Source organism: Silvibacterium bohemicum (assembly GCF_001006305.1).
GTDB lineage: Bacteria > Acidobacteriota > Terriglobia > Terriglobales > Acidobacteriaceae > Silvibacterium > Silvibacterium bohemicum.
Genome location: NZ_LBHJ01000020.1, coordinates 38,603 through 54,979 on the forward strand (window position 1 = coordinate 38,603; position 16,377 = coordinate 54,979).

Sequence of the window (16,377 nt, forward strand, 5' to 3'; positions counted from 1 at the left end):
TAGAAAAGGATTTAACTATATCGATAGCTGAGGGCCGAACCCGCCAGGATGATGGCAACCACGACTGCGCTCATCGCCCATCCGAGCAATATTCTCTTCTTGCTCTTTCGTTCATCCGAAGAATCCACAATCTCGGGAATCTCGGAGATGACTTTCATCGGTAACAGATCTTTGATTTCCTCTTCGCTGTGGATGCGATCATCCATGAATTCCAATCCGCCAGCTATGACGACACCCAGCGCGAGCCCGACCCCCAGCCCGATTCCGCAAAACTTCAGCCGGTTGGGAAAGCTCGGCTTCAATGGCAGACTCGGTGGGTCCAGCATGCGAAAACGCTCACCCTTCTGCATTTGCTCCATGCTGGTTGCCATCTTTGACTCGTTTTCTTTCCTAAGCAGATCGTCATAATTTGCCTTGGATTGATCGTAGCCTCGGGTCAAATCTGATAGTTGCTGCTCGCTTACCGGCTCCTCATTCAAACGTGCCTGATAGTCGCCTATCTTTCCCTTCAACGCGACGACCGCTCGTTCATGGTTAGAGATTTCTGCCTGGTTAGCCTGCAGTTGGCCCCGCAGCTGTAACATTGCCGGATTTTGGAGGGAGTCCTCAGCTTCACGAGCGTCGGCATCACTGTCAGGTAAGCTGGCGCTCTGCCTGTTTTTCAGCCCGGCGATGAGATCATCTCTCATCTTTTCTGTCTTGGCTATCTGAACTTTCAGGTTCCGGATATCCGGATATTGATCGGTGTAATGCGAGCTGAGATCTGCGAGTTGAGCCTTTAGTTTTTCGAGCTCGTGATCGATCGCCGGCAGACCTGTCGGAGCACCGTCGGCCGTTCGGGACGAGCCTTGGAGAGTTCGGTATTGATTAATTAACGTCTGCAGGTAAACCCGCTGCTGCTGCGCCGTCGTGAGGGCATTGTCTTCGCTTTGCAACTGGGACTGCAGGCCGGCCAGAATCTGAAGATTGCTTGCCTGTTGAGTAGGCAGGTCGCCCACGTGCCCACCTTTAAACTCGCGGATCTTCGCATCCTGTTCGGCTAGGCTCTGGCGTGCGCTCTCCAACTGTTCTGCGAGAAATCTGGTCGTGTCTTCGGACTGCTGTTGACGTACCGCTAGATTCTCGCTAATAAACAGGTTGGTCAGTTCGCCAGTGACCTGTTGGGCGATGTTGGGATCGCGCGCTGAATAATATATGTTGAATGCGGTAATCGTGTTCTGAGGGTCACGCACGAGCTCGATCTCTATATCTTTGCGCATACGCCCGACTTTTTCGTCCGGCGTCAGAGGGGTGCGACCGCCGCTATAGAGGTTCAGGCGGTCGATGATGTTAAGGAGGCGCGTGCGGCTAAGAATCTGCTGACTGATGTTTTGCAGCCGGTCTTGCAGATCGTCGTTGATATTAGAAATGACATAATCTTTCGGCATGGTGGGCTGTTCCACCAAAATCAGGGTGCTCGATTTATAACTTGACGGCAGGATCCAACTGACTCCCCAAACCAGAGACCACCCAACCAGCAACGCCACAAGGAAATATGGGTGACGGCGGCGAACAACGTCCAGATACCGCTGTATATCGAATGGCTTTGAGCCCTGTTCCTCTAGGTCTTCTGGCATCGTCATCTACCCAGCGGTCTTGAAAACTGATAAGAAATGGAGATAAATTCGCGGTTGGTGTCAGGAGCATTGGATATCACTTGAATACCGCTATAACTCTGGCGCAAGAATGTGTACCCGAGCCCGAAGACATAGTGTTCGCCTATTGGATGCTGAACCGATGCCGTTCCACCAATGTTATGTCCTCCTTCTTGGTTAGATACGAAATAGGATGGAGTCACGTTTTTATTCATTGCATAGCTTGACGCTAATCCGACACTCCACGCACGAGTCGCTTTCCATCGCCCATATATACTGACGCCATTCGATTGCAGGGCTCCAGCCAGCCCTCCTCCCGCGGTGACAGTTCGTGAATATCCGAATCCTGCATCCATATGCTGCGCTTGCCATCCCATGTTTGCTGTTAGGGTCGGTGACCAAGATCCGTACGCCGGCAGAGGAGATTGCATGATTTCGAAATGCTGTGGGCCGCCCGATACGGAGATGGTCAGAGCAGGCTTCAAATAAATAGTGTCAAAGAAAGAAACTGTGTGCGTCTGGACCGTACTCTGTGCATTTACGGGGTAGGAAAGGATTTGTGCGTATTGATAAGTCGCGCCAACATAGTGAATCTTAGAGAGACGGTGATTGTAGAAAGCCGACCCTCCCTTTGAATGCGAGTCATACAGACCAGGAACTGCGGCCAGATCGGGATAATGCAAACTCGTGAATGTTCCGGAGGCGCCGATCATACCATTCATGCTGAATTGATAGGTTATCTGCACGTTTGCCAGATTTGTGAGCTGGTCAGCGTCTGTGGTGACAACGGCTATCGGCGGATACGGCGAAGAGCCTGCTATCTGCCTTCCCGATAATGAATCTGGCTGGTCGAGTATGGCCGAGCTCTTTTGAAATGCGTCTTTAAAGATTGCTGTTATATGTGGGCTCAGCCGGTAATTGTAATTCAACGCCGCATTTTGATCTGTTTGATTGAGTGAGCTTGTGTGTTGATAGACCGTGAAACCTGGGCTGTAATTCAACAGCAAGTGTTGTCTCGAAGTAGTCTGGTCGATTTCGATGGTTGGCCAAAATGAATAGATAGTGTCGGCGATTGGATTGGCGCTGCCCGACCCGAGTACGTTGTCGCTGTATGAGGTGCTTGCGGTCCATCCGGTACGCAGATAATTCGATCGTGTTCTAGAACCCGCCTCCCCCGGATAAGCCCCGCTGCTTACTGAAGGGGGAGTCAGCATCTGGGATTGATCCACCTGACTGGGAGCATCCTCTGGCGGGGTTGCGCCTTCCTGTGACCACGCGGGTATTGCCGCGAGTAGTGCGAGATTTAAGCAAACTCGTGTAAGCATAAACGACCATCAGGGCACAATAACGGTATCGCGCGGCTCGAGCTTGATGTTCTGCTCAGTCTTTTTACCTTTGATTACGTCCTTGTAGTTAAAGGCGATACGGTTTTCCCCACCACCGCCAGGATTCGGGCGGAGAATGTAGATGGATTTCTGTTTGGCGAAGTCCTTAAATCCGCCGGCAGCCGCAATCGCATCCAAGACCGTCGTCTCACCTACAAGCGAGTAAGATCCCGGCTTTGCTACTTCGCCCAGGATGTTGAACTTCGCGCTGTTAATCTGCTGAACGATCACCGCGACTTCCGGTTCGGCAATGTAGTTCCGCAGCTTGCCGGCGATTTCCTGCTCGAGTTGCAGAGGAGTTCGGCCTGCCGCCTGCAGTTCTCCTACTAGAGGCAGCGAAATTCTTCCGTCAGGACGCACCGGTATCGACCGAGAGATGTCCGGCTCTTTCCACACATTGATTGCTAGAAGATCGTCATTGCCAATGACAAAGCTTCCATCGTGTGGCTTGACGCTCGACGGTACAAGAGTTTTATCGAGCGAAGCCGTCTCAACAGGAGGCGGAATTTTGTCGTGAGTCTGGGTCGGGGCCAACACTTGCGCTGACAAGGAAGTTGCAAGGACTATCACAACCAGCCCGAAGTGTATCCGTTGATCGGCTCCGTCTTTCATAACAACTCCTGTCGACGGCTTAAAAGGCTGCTCTCCTGATCCGGCTCAGTCTACCCGGCCGTCGCGGAAACCTGTCCTCTTGCCTCTGGACCCATTGGGACTCGGAAAAGAAGAGGAGTCCGTAGATTTCATCTGATACTGCTCGATCTTATAAAGCAAAGTCCGATAGCTGACCTTGAGGAGCCGGGCGGCGGCTTTTCGATTCCATCCCGTTTTCTCTAACGCCTCGGCAATCACGTTCCTTTCGGCCTCCAACTTGACACTCTGCACCAAGGACTTGAGTGAGTCAGAACCGGTGGCGCCACCGCGAGACTGAATTAAGGAGGATGCCGGAGAATTCACACGTCGCGGCGAGGTTGAAACCGCATCCTGCGTCGCCTCTTCTTGCCGGCTCGGTTCAAACGACAGTTCCTTGTCGCCAACCATGAGATAACGCTTCACGACACTTGCCAACTCTCGCAGATTCCCTGGCCAGGAATATGCCTGACAGGCCTCGGTAAAGGCCGGTGAAAAATCCCGAGGAGAGAGGCCGTAGTGTTTAGCAAATTGGTGCATGAAATGGCGCGATAGAAGTGGCAATTCCTCTTTACGCTCGCGCAGCGAAGGAACGTGAATTGTATAAGCGCTCAGGCGATGGTAAAGATCCACGCGAAGCCTATTTTTAGAGATTGCATGTTCCATATTTATGGTGCTTGTGGCGAGAACGCGAACATCTACTTCGACAGCGGCGGTTGTTCCCGGCCTGATGTAACGCTGGCTCTGCAGAACCTGCAGAAGGCTTGCCTGTACGGACATCGGCATCTCAGTAATCTCATCAAGTAGAACTGTGCCCTTGACGCAACACTCCAGCTTGCCTAATTTCGTTCGCACCGGTGCGGCTGCGTCTTCTCTTTCGTACCCGAAGAGTTCTCTCTCCAGCAGATCCCCAGGTAGTGCAGCACAATTTACCTTCGCAAACTCGAACCCGGACCGAACGGATAATTTATGGAGTAAACGCGCGATTGTGTCTTTCCCGCTTCCACTCTCACCGAGAATCAATACGGGCACGTTGCTCTCCGCCAACAATGCCGCTTGAGCCCGGATTTTTCGCATGATGGGACTGATGCCGATGAAAAAGATGTCATCGCTGATCAGTTCGATGTCATCGCTGGCAATATCCGTCTCAACAGCTTCACACCCCGTGGAAAGATAGTGGCGGATAGCAGTTTCAAGTTGGAGGCCATCGACGGGCGTGACGAGGTATTCCCGCGCACCCAGGCGAAGCGCTTCCTGTTCCTTTCCAACATCGTCAGGATGGCAGATTAAAATAATCGGCAATGCCGGGCGAAGGCGCCGAAGCCATCGCAAGATGTGCAGACCGTCCGCATCGCCGCGTGGGAGGTCCAGTAAGAGCAGGTCTGGCGATGCGCCGGATTGCACGCGCTCCATTGCATCCCATGCGTTGGGGACACTTTCAAACTGCCAGTGGTTAGATTCCCCCATCAGCCACAGAGGGCGGAGAACGGCTGAATCGCGGCTGACAGCGAGCAATCTTGCCGTTTCGATTGTATTTCCTATCACGTATTGGCTCCCGATCAGGGCCATAAGGCAAGACAATCTACACTGGTTCCACGTCGTATCCTTCGATACTGATGGCTAGAGATCTCTGCATTGCTTCAACTGAAATGACTAGTTTACGTTCTGCCGAACAAGAAAGAAGTATTCCCTCGATCCCATCCAATGCTCCACCCCGAACTCGCACGCGCTGTCCAGCTTTGAGGAATGGGTGTGGGGAATAAGGGAGCTGCTCGTCGATCAGAGTGCGAATCGCATCGATCTCCTCGTTCGGAATCGGCGTGCCCAGCCCTTGTGCACCGACGAGCCCCAGCACGCTGTCGATCCGCAGCACACGCTGGCGATCCTCGTTGCTCGGCATCAACTTCACGAACAAGTAGCAGCTGAATAAAGGCAGATCTATGACTTTTTTCCGGTCTTTCCAGCGATGCACTTCGCTGACAGTCGGCAAGAAAGTTGTCACGCATCGTTCGCGAAGCCGGTGAGCCACAGCTTGTTCGTGCCGGGCACGGGTCTGCACTGCATACCAGCTCTCGAGATTCTCCCCGACTGGGGCCGCCGCGTTCGGAAACACTAATGGCTGACTGCTGGTCATAGCTCCGCCCTCCAGGCATTTTGAAGTTGCCCTAGGATTACAAGTTGTTGTCGGGAGGTCTCCGGTGGGGAGACTTGGGCTTAGGCTTTCTAAAGATCGGGGGTGATCTTTAGTAGGTCAGATAAAATCGTGCAACTCTGTTCACCCGTTAATCATCAGAGTAGTTTGAGTGGTCTGGTTCATTTCAATGGTTGGGCCAGGTACGAGAAATTTTCTTCACTGCGCTATGGCGTTTACAGCTTCGCCCTATGAGTCACATCTCTGTGTGACCCTTGGGATAACGATCATCGGTTTCCAGTCGTGCCCGGTTGCACTCTCAAGTAGCCATGCCGCCGGAAGGGCTGTGCGCGATTCACTTTCCCAAAGTGGAACTGACATTACAACCGGATGCAGGTGGCTGCAAGAGGTAAAGCATCTCAGCGAATCAGTTCTCCATCCTGAATAGGTACGATAGTCCCTTGCAGGGGGACTATCCGCTTAGAGAAGGTATTCTCGTAGTGCGCATAGTTGAAAAGCCTAGTTGCGTCTGAAGTCGGCCCGCACTGAGCCGCCGGATAATCTCTTGGCGAGAGCTGGCTTCATCGCCAGCAACGGGTCAGCACAATGGAACTAGATCGTTTATTTGCCGCAGGATACCCGCACTGATTCCAACAAAATCTATTCATACTCTTTAGTCGCCACAGGTTACTTGGAATCAGCGCCAAGAACTTTCGTTGACATGACCGGCGATACTACCTACAATTCTCGCGATCTTTCAGTCGTAGTGCCCGCGACCTCTTAGCATGGCGTTGCGAATCACTTAATCTTATTGCCCGATAAGATTCATCGATTGATAACGTTGTTATCAGAGCGAGAAGAGTCGCAACTAGCCTGCGCAATCCCCGATTAATTTTGCGCGTATACAAATATTTATCTTGCAGCGCAAGACGTCTGCCGGATACGACTGCGGGGTCAGCGGCGCCGATGATGAATACATATTTCCCGTCGCGGTCCTCACGCAACTTCACAAACGGGGCATCGTCCCCCCAAGATATTTCCGGGGCTATGCTCACTATTAATGAAGGACACACGGGGGAGCAACATGCTCCGATTGGAGTTGGGCCAATGCACGATTGCGATATTCTCGACGTAGAGATTCGTGTGCTCGTTGCCGACGACACTCGATTGCATACACAACTGCTTGCAGATGCACTGAAACGTGACGGTGCGATGGATGTGATTGGTTCCGATTCACAGGAATTGGCCGCTCGATCGGATCTTCACAACTTCGATGTTCTTGTCCTTAGTTCTGGCCTCAACGAGCAGCCAGCCGGTGGATTTGAGGCCTTGCGACAAGTACGCGCATCGCATCAAAATGTCCGCGCCGTGATGCTTCTGGACTCCTCGAAACCTAAATCAGTCCTGGAGGCATTTCGTGCAGGCGCACGAGGAGTGCTGAGCAGACAAGAGTCTTTTGAGACCTTGAGCAAATGCGTAAGAAGAGTACATCAGGGTCAAATCTGGGCGAACAGTCAACAGATGAGCCTGCTGGTCCAGGCATTAATCTCTTCGCACGATTTTAATCCTGCGAACGCCGAGAGCCTGGAACAGCTTTCCAAGCGAGAGATGGAGATAGTCGACAGCGTCGCTCAAGGATTGACAAATCGTGAGATTGCCGAGCGTCTGGGCTTAAGCCAGCACACCATCAAAAACTATCTGTTTCGGGTATTCGACAAAGTTGGAGTTTCAAGCCGGGTTGAGCTTTTGTTCATGACCTTCGGCCGGACTAACCAACCGGAGTCAGCCGGCAATGGCTTGTGGAAGAGCGATACCGACCATGGTCTGCCGAGTGATTCAATTCTCGCCGGATGCCAGCGGGCTGCGGAAGAGGGTGCGTCCATCGCGCAACTTGAACTGGCGCGCTTCTACTGGAATCGTAGAGCTGATTCCAAGGACCTCATTCAAGCGTATAAGTGGTACTTCATCGCGCATCGACAAATATCGCGAACCAGCAAGAGTGTCGGGAAGACGATGACGGGAGAGCAGATTCTCCAAGCCGAACAAATGGCTACGGAGTGGCTGAAGAAAAAACAAAAACATTCCCCGGCATCTATTCAAGACGCGCCTGACCATCGCCCCAAAATCGCGCTGCGGGCAGCCTCCGAATAGTTTCTCGGACAGCTCGCTGGCAATCAGTAAGTAGGGCATATCTCCCTGGTTAGCCTTCGCGCCGAGTTATTTGCGCTGAACTAGCCTGGGTTTCATGCGGAGACTAGCTTCTGAGTATGTCGTTGCGAGTGGGTGGGCAATGGACATCTGACATCCCACTACCCGCCCACTCGCAAACATCTACTAACCGCGCACCTACGGGACCGTTACCGGAACCGTTGCGGACGGCGCGCTCTGCACCCCGGCGGAATCGACACTTTCAACCATGTAGTCGTATGCCACGCCAGTCTGAACTGTGGTGTCCACATAAGTCGTTCCTGTGGTCACCGACGAGTTCAGTTTTTGGAATGTAGTGCTACCGCCTGGCGCTCGATATACGTTATAGCCCGTTACCGCGACGGGAGAGCTGCCGGGTGCATCCCAGTTCAACGAGACCTGAGCTGATGCCGAAGTGCCCGCGCCTGTGCCGGTGCCGCTCAGACTAACCACCGCTGTACCACGGGTCGAGGAGTTGCTCTGGATCGTCAGCGTTCCCGTTTCCGCTCCCGCGGCGGCTGGGTCAAATTGCACAGTCAGGGTCAGAACCTGGCCTGCATTCAGAGTTTTGGGAAACGTGCCTCCGGTCACTTTGAAGCCCGTGCCGGCCAACGTTGCCGCATTCACGGTCACCGCCGACGTTCCCGTTGAACTCAGAGATAACGTCCGCGTCGAGACCGTCGCCACTGGTACACTGCCGAACGCCAAGCTGGTGTTGCCCACAACCAATGTTGCCGACCCTGTATTCAGCTGCAAAGCGAAGGTCTTGGAAACACCGCCCGCGCTTGCAGTCAGTGTCACCGCTTGTGCGGACGCCACTGCCGACACGTTCGCCGTAAAGGTGCTGCTTGTCGCATTTGCCGCGATGGTTACTGTTCCCGGTACGCTCACCGCCGCATTGCTGCTTGCCAGAGTCACGCTCTGACCGCCGCTGGCTGCAGCTCCACTCAAGGTCACGGTGCAGCTATCGGTTCCCGCGCCTGTGATCGACGCAGTGCTGCAGGTCAACCCATTCAACGATGAAGAGGAAGATGTCGCAGCTTTCAGCTGCAAGGAGAAGCTTTCGGAGACCGAACCCGCACTCGCCGTCAGTTTTACCGTTTGGGCGGAGGTGACTGACGAAACATTCGCTGTGAAGGTGGCGCTGGTCGCGTTTGCTGGAACCGTCACCGTCGCCGGCACGCTCACCGCCGCACCGCTGCTCGCCAGGCTCACGCTCTGACCGCCGCTGCTTGCAGGGCCACTTAGAGTCACGGTACAACTATCGCTCGCCGAGCCCGTCACTGACGAGCTGCTGCAGGTCAGCCCGCTCAGCACCGAAGGAGTCGCCGACCCAGAAGAACCATTCGAGAAGGTCGCCATCTGCATGATCCAGGGTCCGCCGGAAGTCAACGTCGCCTGGGCACTGTTCGCACCCGTTGCCGATACGATCTTGTCCTCGGCCAGATCGCTGTCAGGAGAGGTAATGATGCGGGCCGTAAATCCACTTCCCGGGGCTTGATTCCCTGTCGCTACCGTGTTTGCTGCAAAGATCAGCTCGCTTGCACTGGTTGTCGTTGCCGAGCCGCTATTTGCAGTGACACTATTTCCACTGGCTCCGGCCGTCACATCCAGCTTCGTCACTCCGCGATACTCCAGAATGCGGACATCCGCGTAGGCAGCCGCCTGACTGAAGCTTACGGTCACCTTGTCGGTGCCACTGAGAATATTCGACGCGTAATAGATTGACTGCCGCAATCCCGATCCGCTGGTCGGTCCGATGGCCAAGTGATAGACATTCCCTGTGCTATCTGTCACCGACTTTATGGTCGACGCCGTGTCGTTCCAGCCCACCACCACGATGTTCAGGTCTCCCGCCGTCTCGGCATTGGCGTAGCTCACCGCTACCGAAGCCTCTGCCGTTTGCGGCGTGGCCGCGGCTACTTGTATGAAACTGATTGCTCCCGCCTCCGCTGCATTCACTCCGAATCCGCAATCGGAGAGAGTAAGGAAGAGAGCGCAAGCAAACACCAAGATGAGACTGGCGTACCAACGGTTCAGCCGGCCGACTCGAATAAGATTGCTCGCGCAATCTTGTTCCCGCTGCGAAAGATCGCTCTGTGAAAAAACATTGTCTTTCGCTGATTTTGAGCCCGATGGACGAGCAAAAAAATTATTCACTACTTCACCTCTTACAAGAAATTCATGCGTTTCAAGGTTCGGGCTGCCAGTTCATCTTGAGCTGAAGAGGAGTCTCCCTAGTTCAAGGACCGGATCCAATTGGTTATCTTGTTTGTGATTGTGCTACGGGTAGTCAACATCTGGTAGACGCAAATTACGAATTCGCGATGTCTTCTAGTTACTTTCGTAAGAATACTGAGAGATGTACCTGTCTCCAATACGTATCAATTGTGGGCACGAATTCGCTATTGCTCTATCACGTGGATTACCATTTCCCCTTACTTTCGTAAGAGTAAATGTAAGCCGCTATATATCTTTATTTAGCAGTAAACAGTGGAAGCATCGCTGCTGCTGCTCATCGCTGGCGGAGAGGTAAGAAATGCTCAGCTGGAGAATATTTTTCCTGATGGCGGGAATGAACTACCATTTTCATTCTATCGTGCAGACCATGATTGCCTACAAATGTAGGTGTGCGAATGGTATTTCAATGCGAGATGAATTTTACACTTCATTGCATCTGGATTTGAAGCTTGTTTAGTTCTATCAAATGCGATATTCGCTATGGCCGATGCTCCAAACTGCTCTTTATAGACAATAGTCAGCCCATATCGTTGACCGCAAAGTGGAGATCACGTAAGCTAGGAATTAACGAAGCACATTGAATTGAATTTTGGCTCTTCCCTCACGCCGACTCTGAAGTTCTGGTAGGAATGGTAACTATTACTGTTACGACTTCCCATGCCGAAACGATCGAATGCGGTTGCTATTATCGGGGGCGGGATCGTCGGATTGGCGACGGGACTCGAGTTCACCAGGCGTTGGCCTGGCATTTCTGTTGCTGTCATCGAAAAAGAGTCGTCGCTCGCCGGTCACCAGACCAGCCACAACAGCGGCGTCATCCACTCTGGGATTTACTATAAGCCGGGAAGCCTCAAAGCTCGTCTTTGCGTCGAGGGCGCAACAGCACTTGTTCGCTTTTGTAGCGAAAATGGAGTTCCCTACGATATTTGCGGGAAGGTAATTGTCGCAATCACAGAGAGCGAGATCCCCCGGCTCGAAGAGCTGTTTCGGCGCGGCCAGGGTAATGGACTTGAGGGCCTCCGTATCCTCCAAAGGGAAGAGATTCGCGAGATAGAACCGTATGCCACCGGCGTACGTGGCATTCAAGTCCCAAGTACGGGCATTGTGGATTACGCTCGGGTCGCAGGAAAATATGCGGAGCTCATAGCTGCCCAGGGCGGATCGATTCATCTGTCGCACGAGGTCATCGGCCTCAAGCGCTACCCCGGATATACCGTCGTTGAGACCACCCAAGGCCCGGTTGAGGCACGTCTTGTGGTCAACTGCGCCGGTCTGCACAGTGACCGCATCAGCCGCATGGCGAAGGCCAAACTCGATCTCACAATCGTTCCCTTTCGCGGCGAATACTATGACATCGTTCCGGAGAAGCACCACTATATTAAAGGACTGCTGTATCCAGTTCCTGACCCGCGATTTCCCTTCTTAGGCGTTCACTTCACGAGGCGGATCGGAGGCGGAGTAGAGGCGGGTCCGAACGCGGTCCTCGCCCTCAAACGAGAGGGATATTCAAGAACATCCTTTCTCGCAAGCGACGTCGCCGGGTATCTGACCTTCCCCGGCTTTTGGATTATGGCCGCGAAAAACTGGCAGATGTCCGTTGGCGAATACCGTCGTTCGTGGAGTAAAGCGGCGTTCGTGCGAGCGCTGCAGCGGCTCATGCCGGAACTTAGCGCAGAGGATCTGGTGCCAGGCGGATCCGGAGTTCGGGCACAAGCGCTCGGCATCGACGGCAAGCTGATTGACGACTTTCATTTTGCCTACACCGAAGGCATCGTTCACGTGTGCAATGTTCCATCGCCCGCAGCAACGGCATCGCTTGCGATCGGCAAGCACATCGTGGACACTATCGTGCAACGCGGGGGCATTGACTTGGCGGCGGTCAACTAGCCAGACTCTCGCAGCAACTATCCGAAACGATCGGGCGCGCTCACGATCTTCTCTGAAAAGTTAATTTGGCATCTCGATCCTGCGGCGGAGTTGCTGGAACATACTTTTCGTAGGCAGCAATCCAGTTCGTGGCAATCGCCTCCTGGGCCACAGACAAATCGAGATGATGCGAGCAGACCATCTCGTGAAGGCGTTCTTCCAAAACATCCTTCCGATGAGCATTCCACATCTCGGCGTTGTAGGGTTCGGGCCACAGGTTTCGAATGTCATCGTCACCTCCTAACCCTGGAGTGATCAGATAATCCACCTCATACCTGTCGGATTGCGCGCTGGGAATGCCATACTCCGCGAAGACTTTCTGGCGTTCTATCGGCGAGACTTTCGTCACCACTTCTTCATGCGATAACGTACAGACCTCTGCGAGTGATGCCTGCCGCGCTGCCCCCGGAGTGAACATGTGGTTGGGCAGAACGCCGTAGTCCGGCGACAGCAGCAGGGATGCGCCTGTCGCGGTGAAATGTCGAACGACCATAACTCCGACGAGAACAATGACTGCCGCGAGGGTAGCTGCGCCAAGCACACCGGGCAGGAGGCCACCGGAAATACGACCCCAGGAAAAGAAGCCCGGTCTATCAATCGACAACTCCGCCATCCGGACTCGCAGCATCGCCCGTGCTCCTGCGACCGGGGGCAATTCGGCATCGAGGCTGCTTCTCTCTGTCTGCGCCAGGTCAATCAAGATGCTTTCCATCTCTGCCGCTCTGGTCCTGCAGCGCGCGCAGGCTTCGAGATGGGCTTGAACCCGTTGAGCGAGTACTTTCGTCTCGCCATCCGCCGCCAGCAGCAGTTCCTCGTCAGATACGTGTTGTTCGTGATCTTGCATCGTGCTACCCCTGATCGGCACGGATCAATTTGCCCAGCGACCGCGCAATTGACATCGAAACGCTTCCCAGAGAGATTCCCAGAGCTCCTGCAATTTCCCGATAATGGAGGCCCTCCGCCCGCATACGGAGACAGCTCTGATCCACATCAGGCAGCGCCCGCACCACCGCGAGCAGCCGCTGTTGCCGTTGCGCGTCGGAGCAGGCGTCCTCCGGGTTAGGCCTCGGATCGGTCCGCTGCGCTGCGATGTCCGCATCCTCTTGCGTTGCCGCCGGCAGCCGCTTGTTGGCGTAACGCTGCTTCAGCGTGAGATTGTGAGCCACACGGAATATCCATCCGCGCAGGTTCTGCCGCGACCGCCCCAACTGTAAATGCCGGAAGAGCGAGAGGAAGACCTCCTGAACAATCTCTTCTCCATCCGGAACCGGCACGCCGAACGATACCGAGTAACGCAGAAGAGGATCGCGATATTGATCAAACAAGGCCAGAACCTCCTGCTCGATTTCAATCGCGGCCCCACGAGCTTCCGAAGAGGAAGCCAGAAGCGGTAAGTCACATGCCAGCTCTGCAGGAGTGAGTCGTCCTGATCTTTCCATCCTGAATATTCGGGTCCCTTTCAATCTGTTCAGCCTTTTTTCAGGATTCGGCACTCAGTGCGCAAAAACCCTGAACAGAATATAGGCCGTTGGAATATCCAGAATGCAAGACGAATCTTGCATTCCCCGCACTTTTAAATGTTCGAAACAATTTTTTTAAGGCAATGGATGAGAGTGAGTCTCATGCAAAGATGCGCAATCATTCTGGTTTTATTGGCTGTCGTTCCGGCTTTTTCCCAGAGCAACAGCGGAGAGGTCCGTCTCCATGTTGCTGACCCTTCAGGCCATGGTATTGAGGTCACGGTCCACATCGATAGCGAAGCAAACCAATACAGTGAGGATCTCGAGACCGACCGGGAGGGAAACCTGGATGTCGCCAGACTCCCTTATGGGGTTTACCGGCTGCACATCGTCCAGTCAGGATTCGCCACGATTGCCGAGACGATTACCGTCCGGTCTTCGATCCCGGTGCCGTATCCGGTTGCGCTCAAGCTCGCCTCGGTAGAGCAGACGGTTACGGTTCAATCAGACAAAACGCTGCTCGACCCGGAGCAGCCCGGCAATGTCGATCAGGTCGGCTCTTCCTTTATTCAGAACCGCCTCAGCTCGATTCCCGGACGGTCCCTGCAGTACCTGGTCAATTCGCAGCCCGGATGGCTTTATGAAGGGAACGCCGTCCTTCATCCCCGCGGCTCCGAATATCAGACGCAGATCGTGGTCGACGGCATTCCCCTCACAGACAACCGCTCACCGAGTTTTGGACCCGAGATTGAAGCCGACGATATCCAGTCGCTCAGCATCTACACCGCCGGAATTCCCGCCGAATACGGCCGGAAGATGGGCGGAGTGGTCGAGGTGAACACCATCCAGGACTCCCAGCCGGGATGGCACGGCCAACTCACCTTGGCCGGAGGCAGTTTCAACACCGGCAGCGCCTTCGCCAAGGCGCAATATACCGCGGGAAAGAACACCGTGGGCGGTAGCGCGAGCGGAAGCATGACCGACCACTACCTCAATCCCGTCGTCCCACAGAACTACTCAAACACCGGCACTTTGGGCGACTTCTCGGGCCGCTACGAGCGTGAACTCTCCACCAGCGACCGTCTTAGCCTGTCCGTTCGTCACGAATTGTCGCGCTACGACATCCCGAACGAGCAGGTGCAACAGGCTGCGGGTCAGCGGCAGACCGCTAACAATATCGAAACTATGGGCATCGCGGCTTACCAGCACACATTTTCGCCGAATACGCTGGCGAGGATCGATGGTATGGTGCGCGACAACGCGAACGATTTCTTTTCGAATCCGAATTCGACGCCTGTGGAGGTCTTCCAAAATAACCGATTCCGCGAGGGCTATTTCAAGGCGATGGTTGTCGCCAACCGGGGCCGCAACGAGTGGAAAGCCGGCGTCGAATCCGACAATATCTTCCTTCACGAAAATACGAGTTACATCATCACCGATCCCACCCAGTTCGACGACGGAACGCCTACCACCTTCTCCTTTGCCGCACATCGGCCCGACCTCGAACAGTCAGCCTTCGTTGAGGACCTCATCCATTTGGGAAACTGGTCGATCAACGCCGGCCTCCGATGGGATCACTATCAGCTTCTCCTCAACCAGCACGCTGTAGAGCCGCGATTCGCCATCTCGCGCTTCTTTCCGTCGTCCAACACCATCCTGCATTTTTCCTATGATCGAATCTTTCAGACGCCGTCCTTCGAAAACATCCTGTTTTCCAGTTCAACCCAAGTCGACTCTCTTGACCCCAGTACGTTTCTCCGGCTGCCCGTTCAACCCTCGGTTGGCGACTACTTTGAAGGCGGGCTGACGCAGGCGCTCTTCGGCAAGATGAAGCTCGACGTCAACTACTTCCGGCGAGTCGTCGCCAATTACGCAGACGACGATCAGATCGACAATACGACCATCAGCTTTCCCATCGCGTTCCGGAAGGCCATCATTTATGGAGCTGAAGGCAAGCTCGATCTCCCAGACTGGCGAAAGTTTTCAGGATTCGTCAGCTACTCCTGGGAGGTCGGCAATGCCTGGAATCCTGTGACCGGCGGTCTCTTTCTCGGCGATGACGCGACCGCCGCGGAAACCCAGCTCTCCGGGCACTTTCCAGATTCGCAGGATCAGCGGAATACGGTGCGCGGCCGGCTCCGTTACCAGGCGCATCCCCGGCTCTGGCTGGCTTTCGGGGTCCAGTACGACACCGGACTTCCCTTCGAATTCGACGGAGACCCCTCCACCGTGCTCGCCCAGTATGGGCAACAGGTCCTCGACCGCATCAACTTCGACCGAGGGCGCATCGATCCTTCTTTCCAGGTAAACGCTTCAGCCGGGGCCGACCTCTACAAGTCTGAGCGGGTCAATGTGCGGCTTCAGGCGGACGGGCAAAACCTCAACAACGTTCTCGATGTTATCGACTTCGGCGGGTTGTTTTCCGGGAACGCGATTGGACCAGCGCGGAGCGGTATGGTTCGCCTCACAACGATATTTTGACCACGCTCTTGTAGACACATAAAGCGAAAGGGCGAGTTCCCTTGCGGGATCTCGCCCTCTCTTTCCGTTTTCGAAGATCCGGTTCGGCTCCGGATCGCAACCATGCGCTACGACAGTTCGAGTCGAAAGCTGCAGACCTTTCGACCTGTCTCTCCCGCACCTTACCGTCGCTACAAAGGCTGCAAAAGATTCCTCAGCCTCCAGGTCCTCGGCTCTCAGTTGCCTGATCGCCTCGATAGTTCCGTTGCCGGAGCTCCTGAATGCCTTGTCCTCTCTCTCCTTCTGGAAGATCTCTCTTCCGTTGA

General features: G+C 54.4%; 11 protein-coding genes. 3 read left to right on the top strand and 8 right to left on the bottom strand.

Features of this window, described 5'->3' with window-relative positions; translation table 11 throughout:
- Positions 1 to 11 precede the first annotated feature (11 nt).
- The 5 genes from XX99_RS23380 to nusG form a co-directional block, all read right to left on the bottom strand.
- The gene (locus XX99_RS23380; protein ID WP_050061844.1) at positions 12 to 1,616 is read right to left on the bottom strand and encodes an XrtA system polysaccharide chain length determinant; all 1,605 of its coding nucleotides are present in this window, start codon (positions 1,614 to 1,616) and stop codon (positions 12 to 14) included.
- Positions 1,617 to 1,618: 2 nt separating this feature from the next.
- Positions 1,619 to 2,848 (bottom strand): hypothetical protein, encoded by a 1,230-nt coding sequence (locus XX99_RS23385; protein ID WP_156186180.1) that lies wholly within the window; start codon positions 2,846 to 2,848, stop codon positions 1,619 to 1,621.
- A gap of 120 nt (positions 2,849 to 2,968) precedes the next feature.
- Positions 2,969 to 3,631: a polysaccharide biosynthesis/export family protein gene (locus XX99_RS23390; RefSeq protein WP_050061846.1), complete on the bottom strand. Its 663-nt coding sequence runs from the start codon at positions 3,629 to 3,631 to the stop codon at positions 2,969 to 2,971.
- A gap of 45 nt (positions 3,632 to 3,676) precedes the next feature.
- The gene (locus XX99_RS23395) at positions 3,677 to 5,215 is read right to left on the bottom strand and encodes a sigma-54-dependent transcriptional regulator (RefSeq protein WP_050061847.1); all 1,539 of its coding nucleotides are present in this window, start codon (positions 5,213 to 5,215) and stop codon (positions 3,677 to 3,679) included.
- Positions 5,216 to 5,228: 13 nt separating this feature from the next.
- Complete coding sequence (nusG, locus tag XX99_RS23400; RefSeq protein ID WP_050061848.1) at positions 5,229 to 5,780, bottom strand: transcription termination/antitermination protein NusG; 552 nt, start codon at positions 5,778 to 5,780, stop codon at positions 5,229 to 5,231.
- Positions 5,781 to 6,884: 1,104 nt separating this feature from the next.
- Between nusG and XX99_RS23405 the strand changes: the two genes are divergently transcribed.
- Positions 6,885 to 7,928 carry a LuxR C-terminal-related transcriptional regulator gene (locus XX99_RS23405; RefSeq protein ID WP_050061849.1) on the top strand — a complete coding sequence of 348 codons (1,044 nt, stop codon included), beginning with the start codon at positions 6,885 to 6,887 and terminating at the stop codon, positions 7,926 to 7,928.
- 195 nt (positions 7,929 to 8,123) lie between these two features.
- Here XX99_RS23405 and XX99_RS23410 read toward each other — a convergent pair whose 3' ends face one another.
- On the bottom strand, positions 8,124 to 9,926 hold the full coding sequence (locus XX99_RS23410; RefSeq protein ID WP_156186181.1) for a choice-of-anchor D domain-containing protein: 1,803 nt from the start codon (positions 9,924 to 9,926) through the stop codon (positions 8,124 to 8,126).
- Positions 9,927 to 10,862: 936 nt separating this feature from the next.
- Here XX99_RS23410 and lhgO point away from each other — a divergent pair.
- Positions 10,863 to 12,092, top strand: coding sequence for an L-2-hydroxyglutarate oxidase (gene lhgO, locus XX99_RS23415; RefSeq protein WP_050061851.1), 1,230 nt, complete (start codon positions 10,863 to 10,865; stop codon positions 12,090 to 12,092).
- A gap of 40 nt (positions 12,093 to 12,132) precedes the next feature.
- Here lhgO and XX99_RS23420 read toward each other — a convergent pair whose 3' ends face one another.
- Both XX99_RS23420 and XX99_RS23425 read right to left on the bottom strand, forming a co-directional pair.
- Positions 12,133 to 12,975 carry an anti-sigma factor family protein gene (locus XX99_RS23420; protein ID WP_050061852.1) on the bottom strand — a complete coding sequence of 281 codons (843 nt, stop codon included), beginning with the start codon at positions 12,973 to 12,975 and terminating at the stop codon, positions 12,133 to 12,135.
- 4 nt (positions 12,976 to 12,979) lie between these two features.
- Positions 12,980 to 13,456: an RNA polymerase sigma factor gene (locus tag XX99_RS23425; RefSeq protein ID WP_184084553.1), complete on the bottom strand. Its 477-nt coding sequence runs from the start codon at positions 13,454 to 13,456 to the stop codon at positions 12,980 to 12,982.
- A 297-nt stretch (positions 13,457 to 13,753) separates the two neighbouring features.
- Between XX99_RS23425 and XX99_RS23430 the strand changes: the two genes are divergently transcribed.
- Entirely contained in the window at positions 13,754 to 16,072 is a 2,319-nt protein-coding gene (locus tag XX99_RS23430) for a TonB-dependent receptor (RefSeq protein WP_156186182.1), read from the top strand.
- Positions 16,073 to 16,377 lie beyond the last annotated feature (305 nt).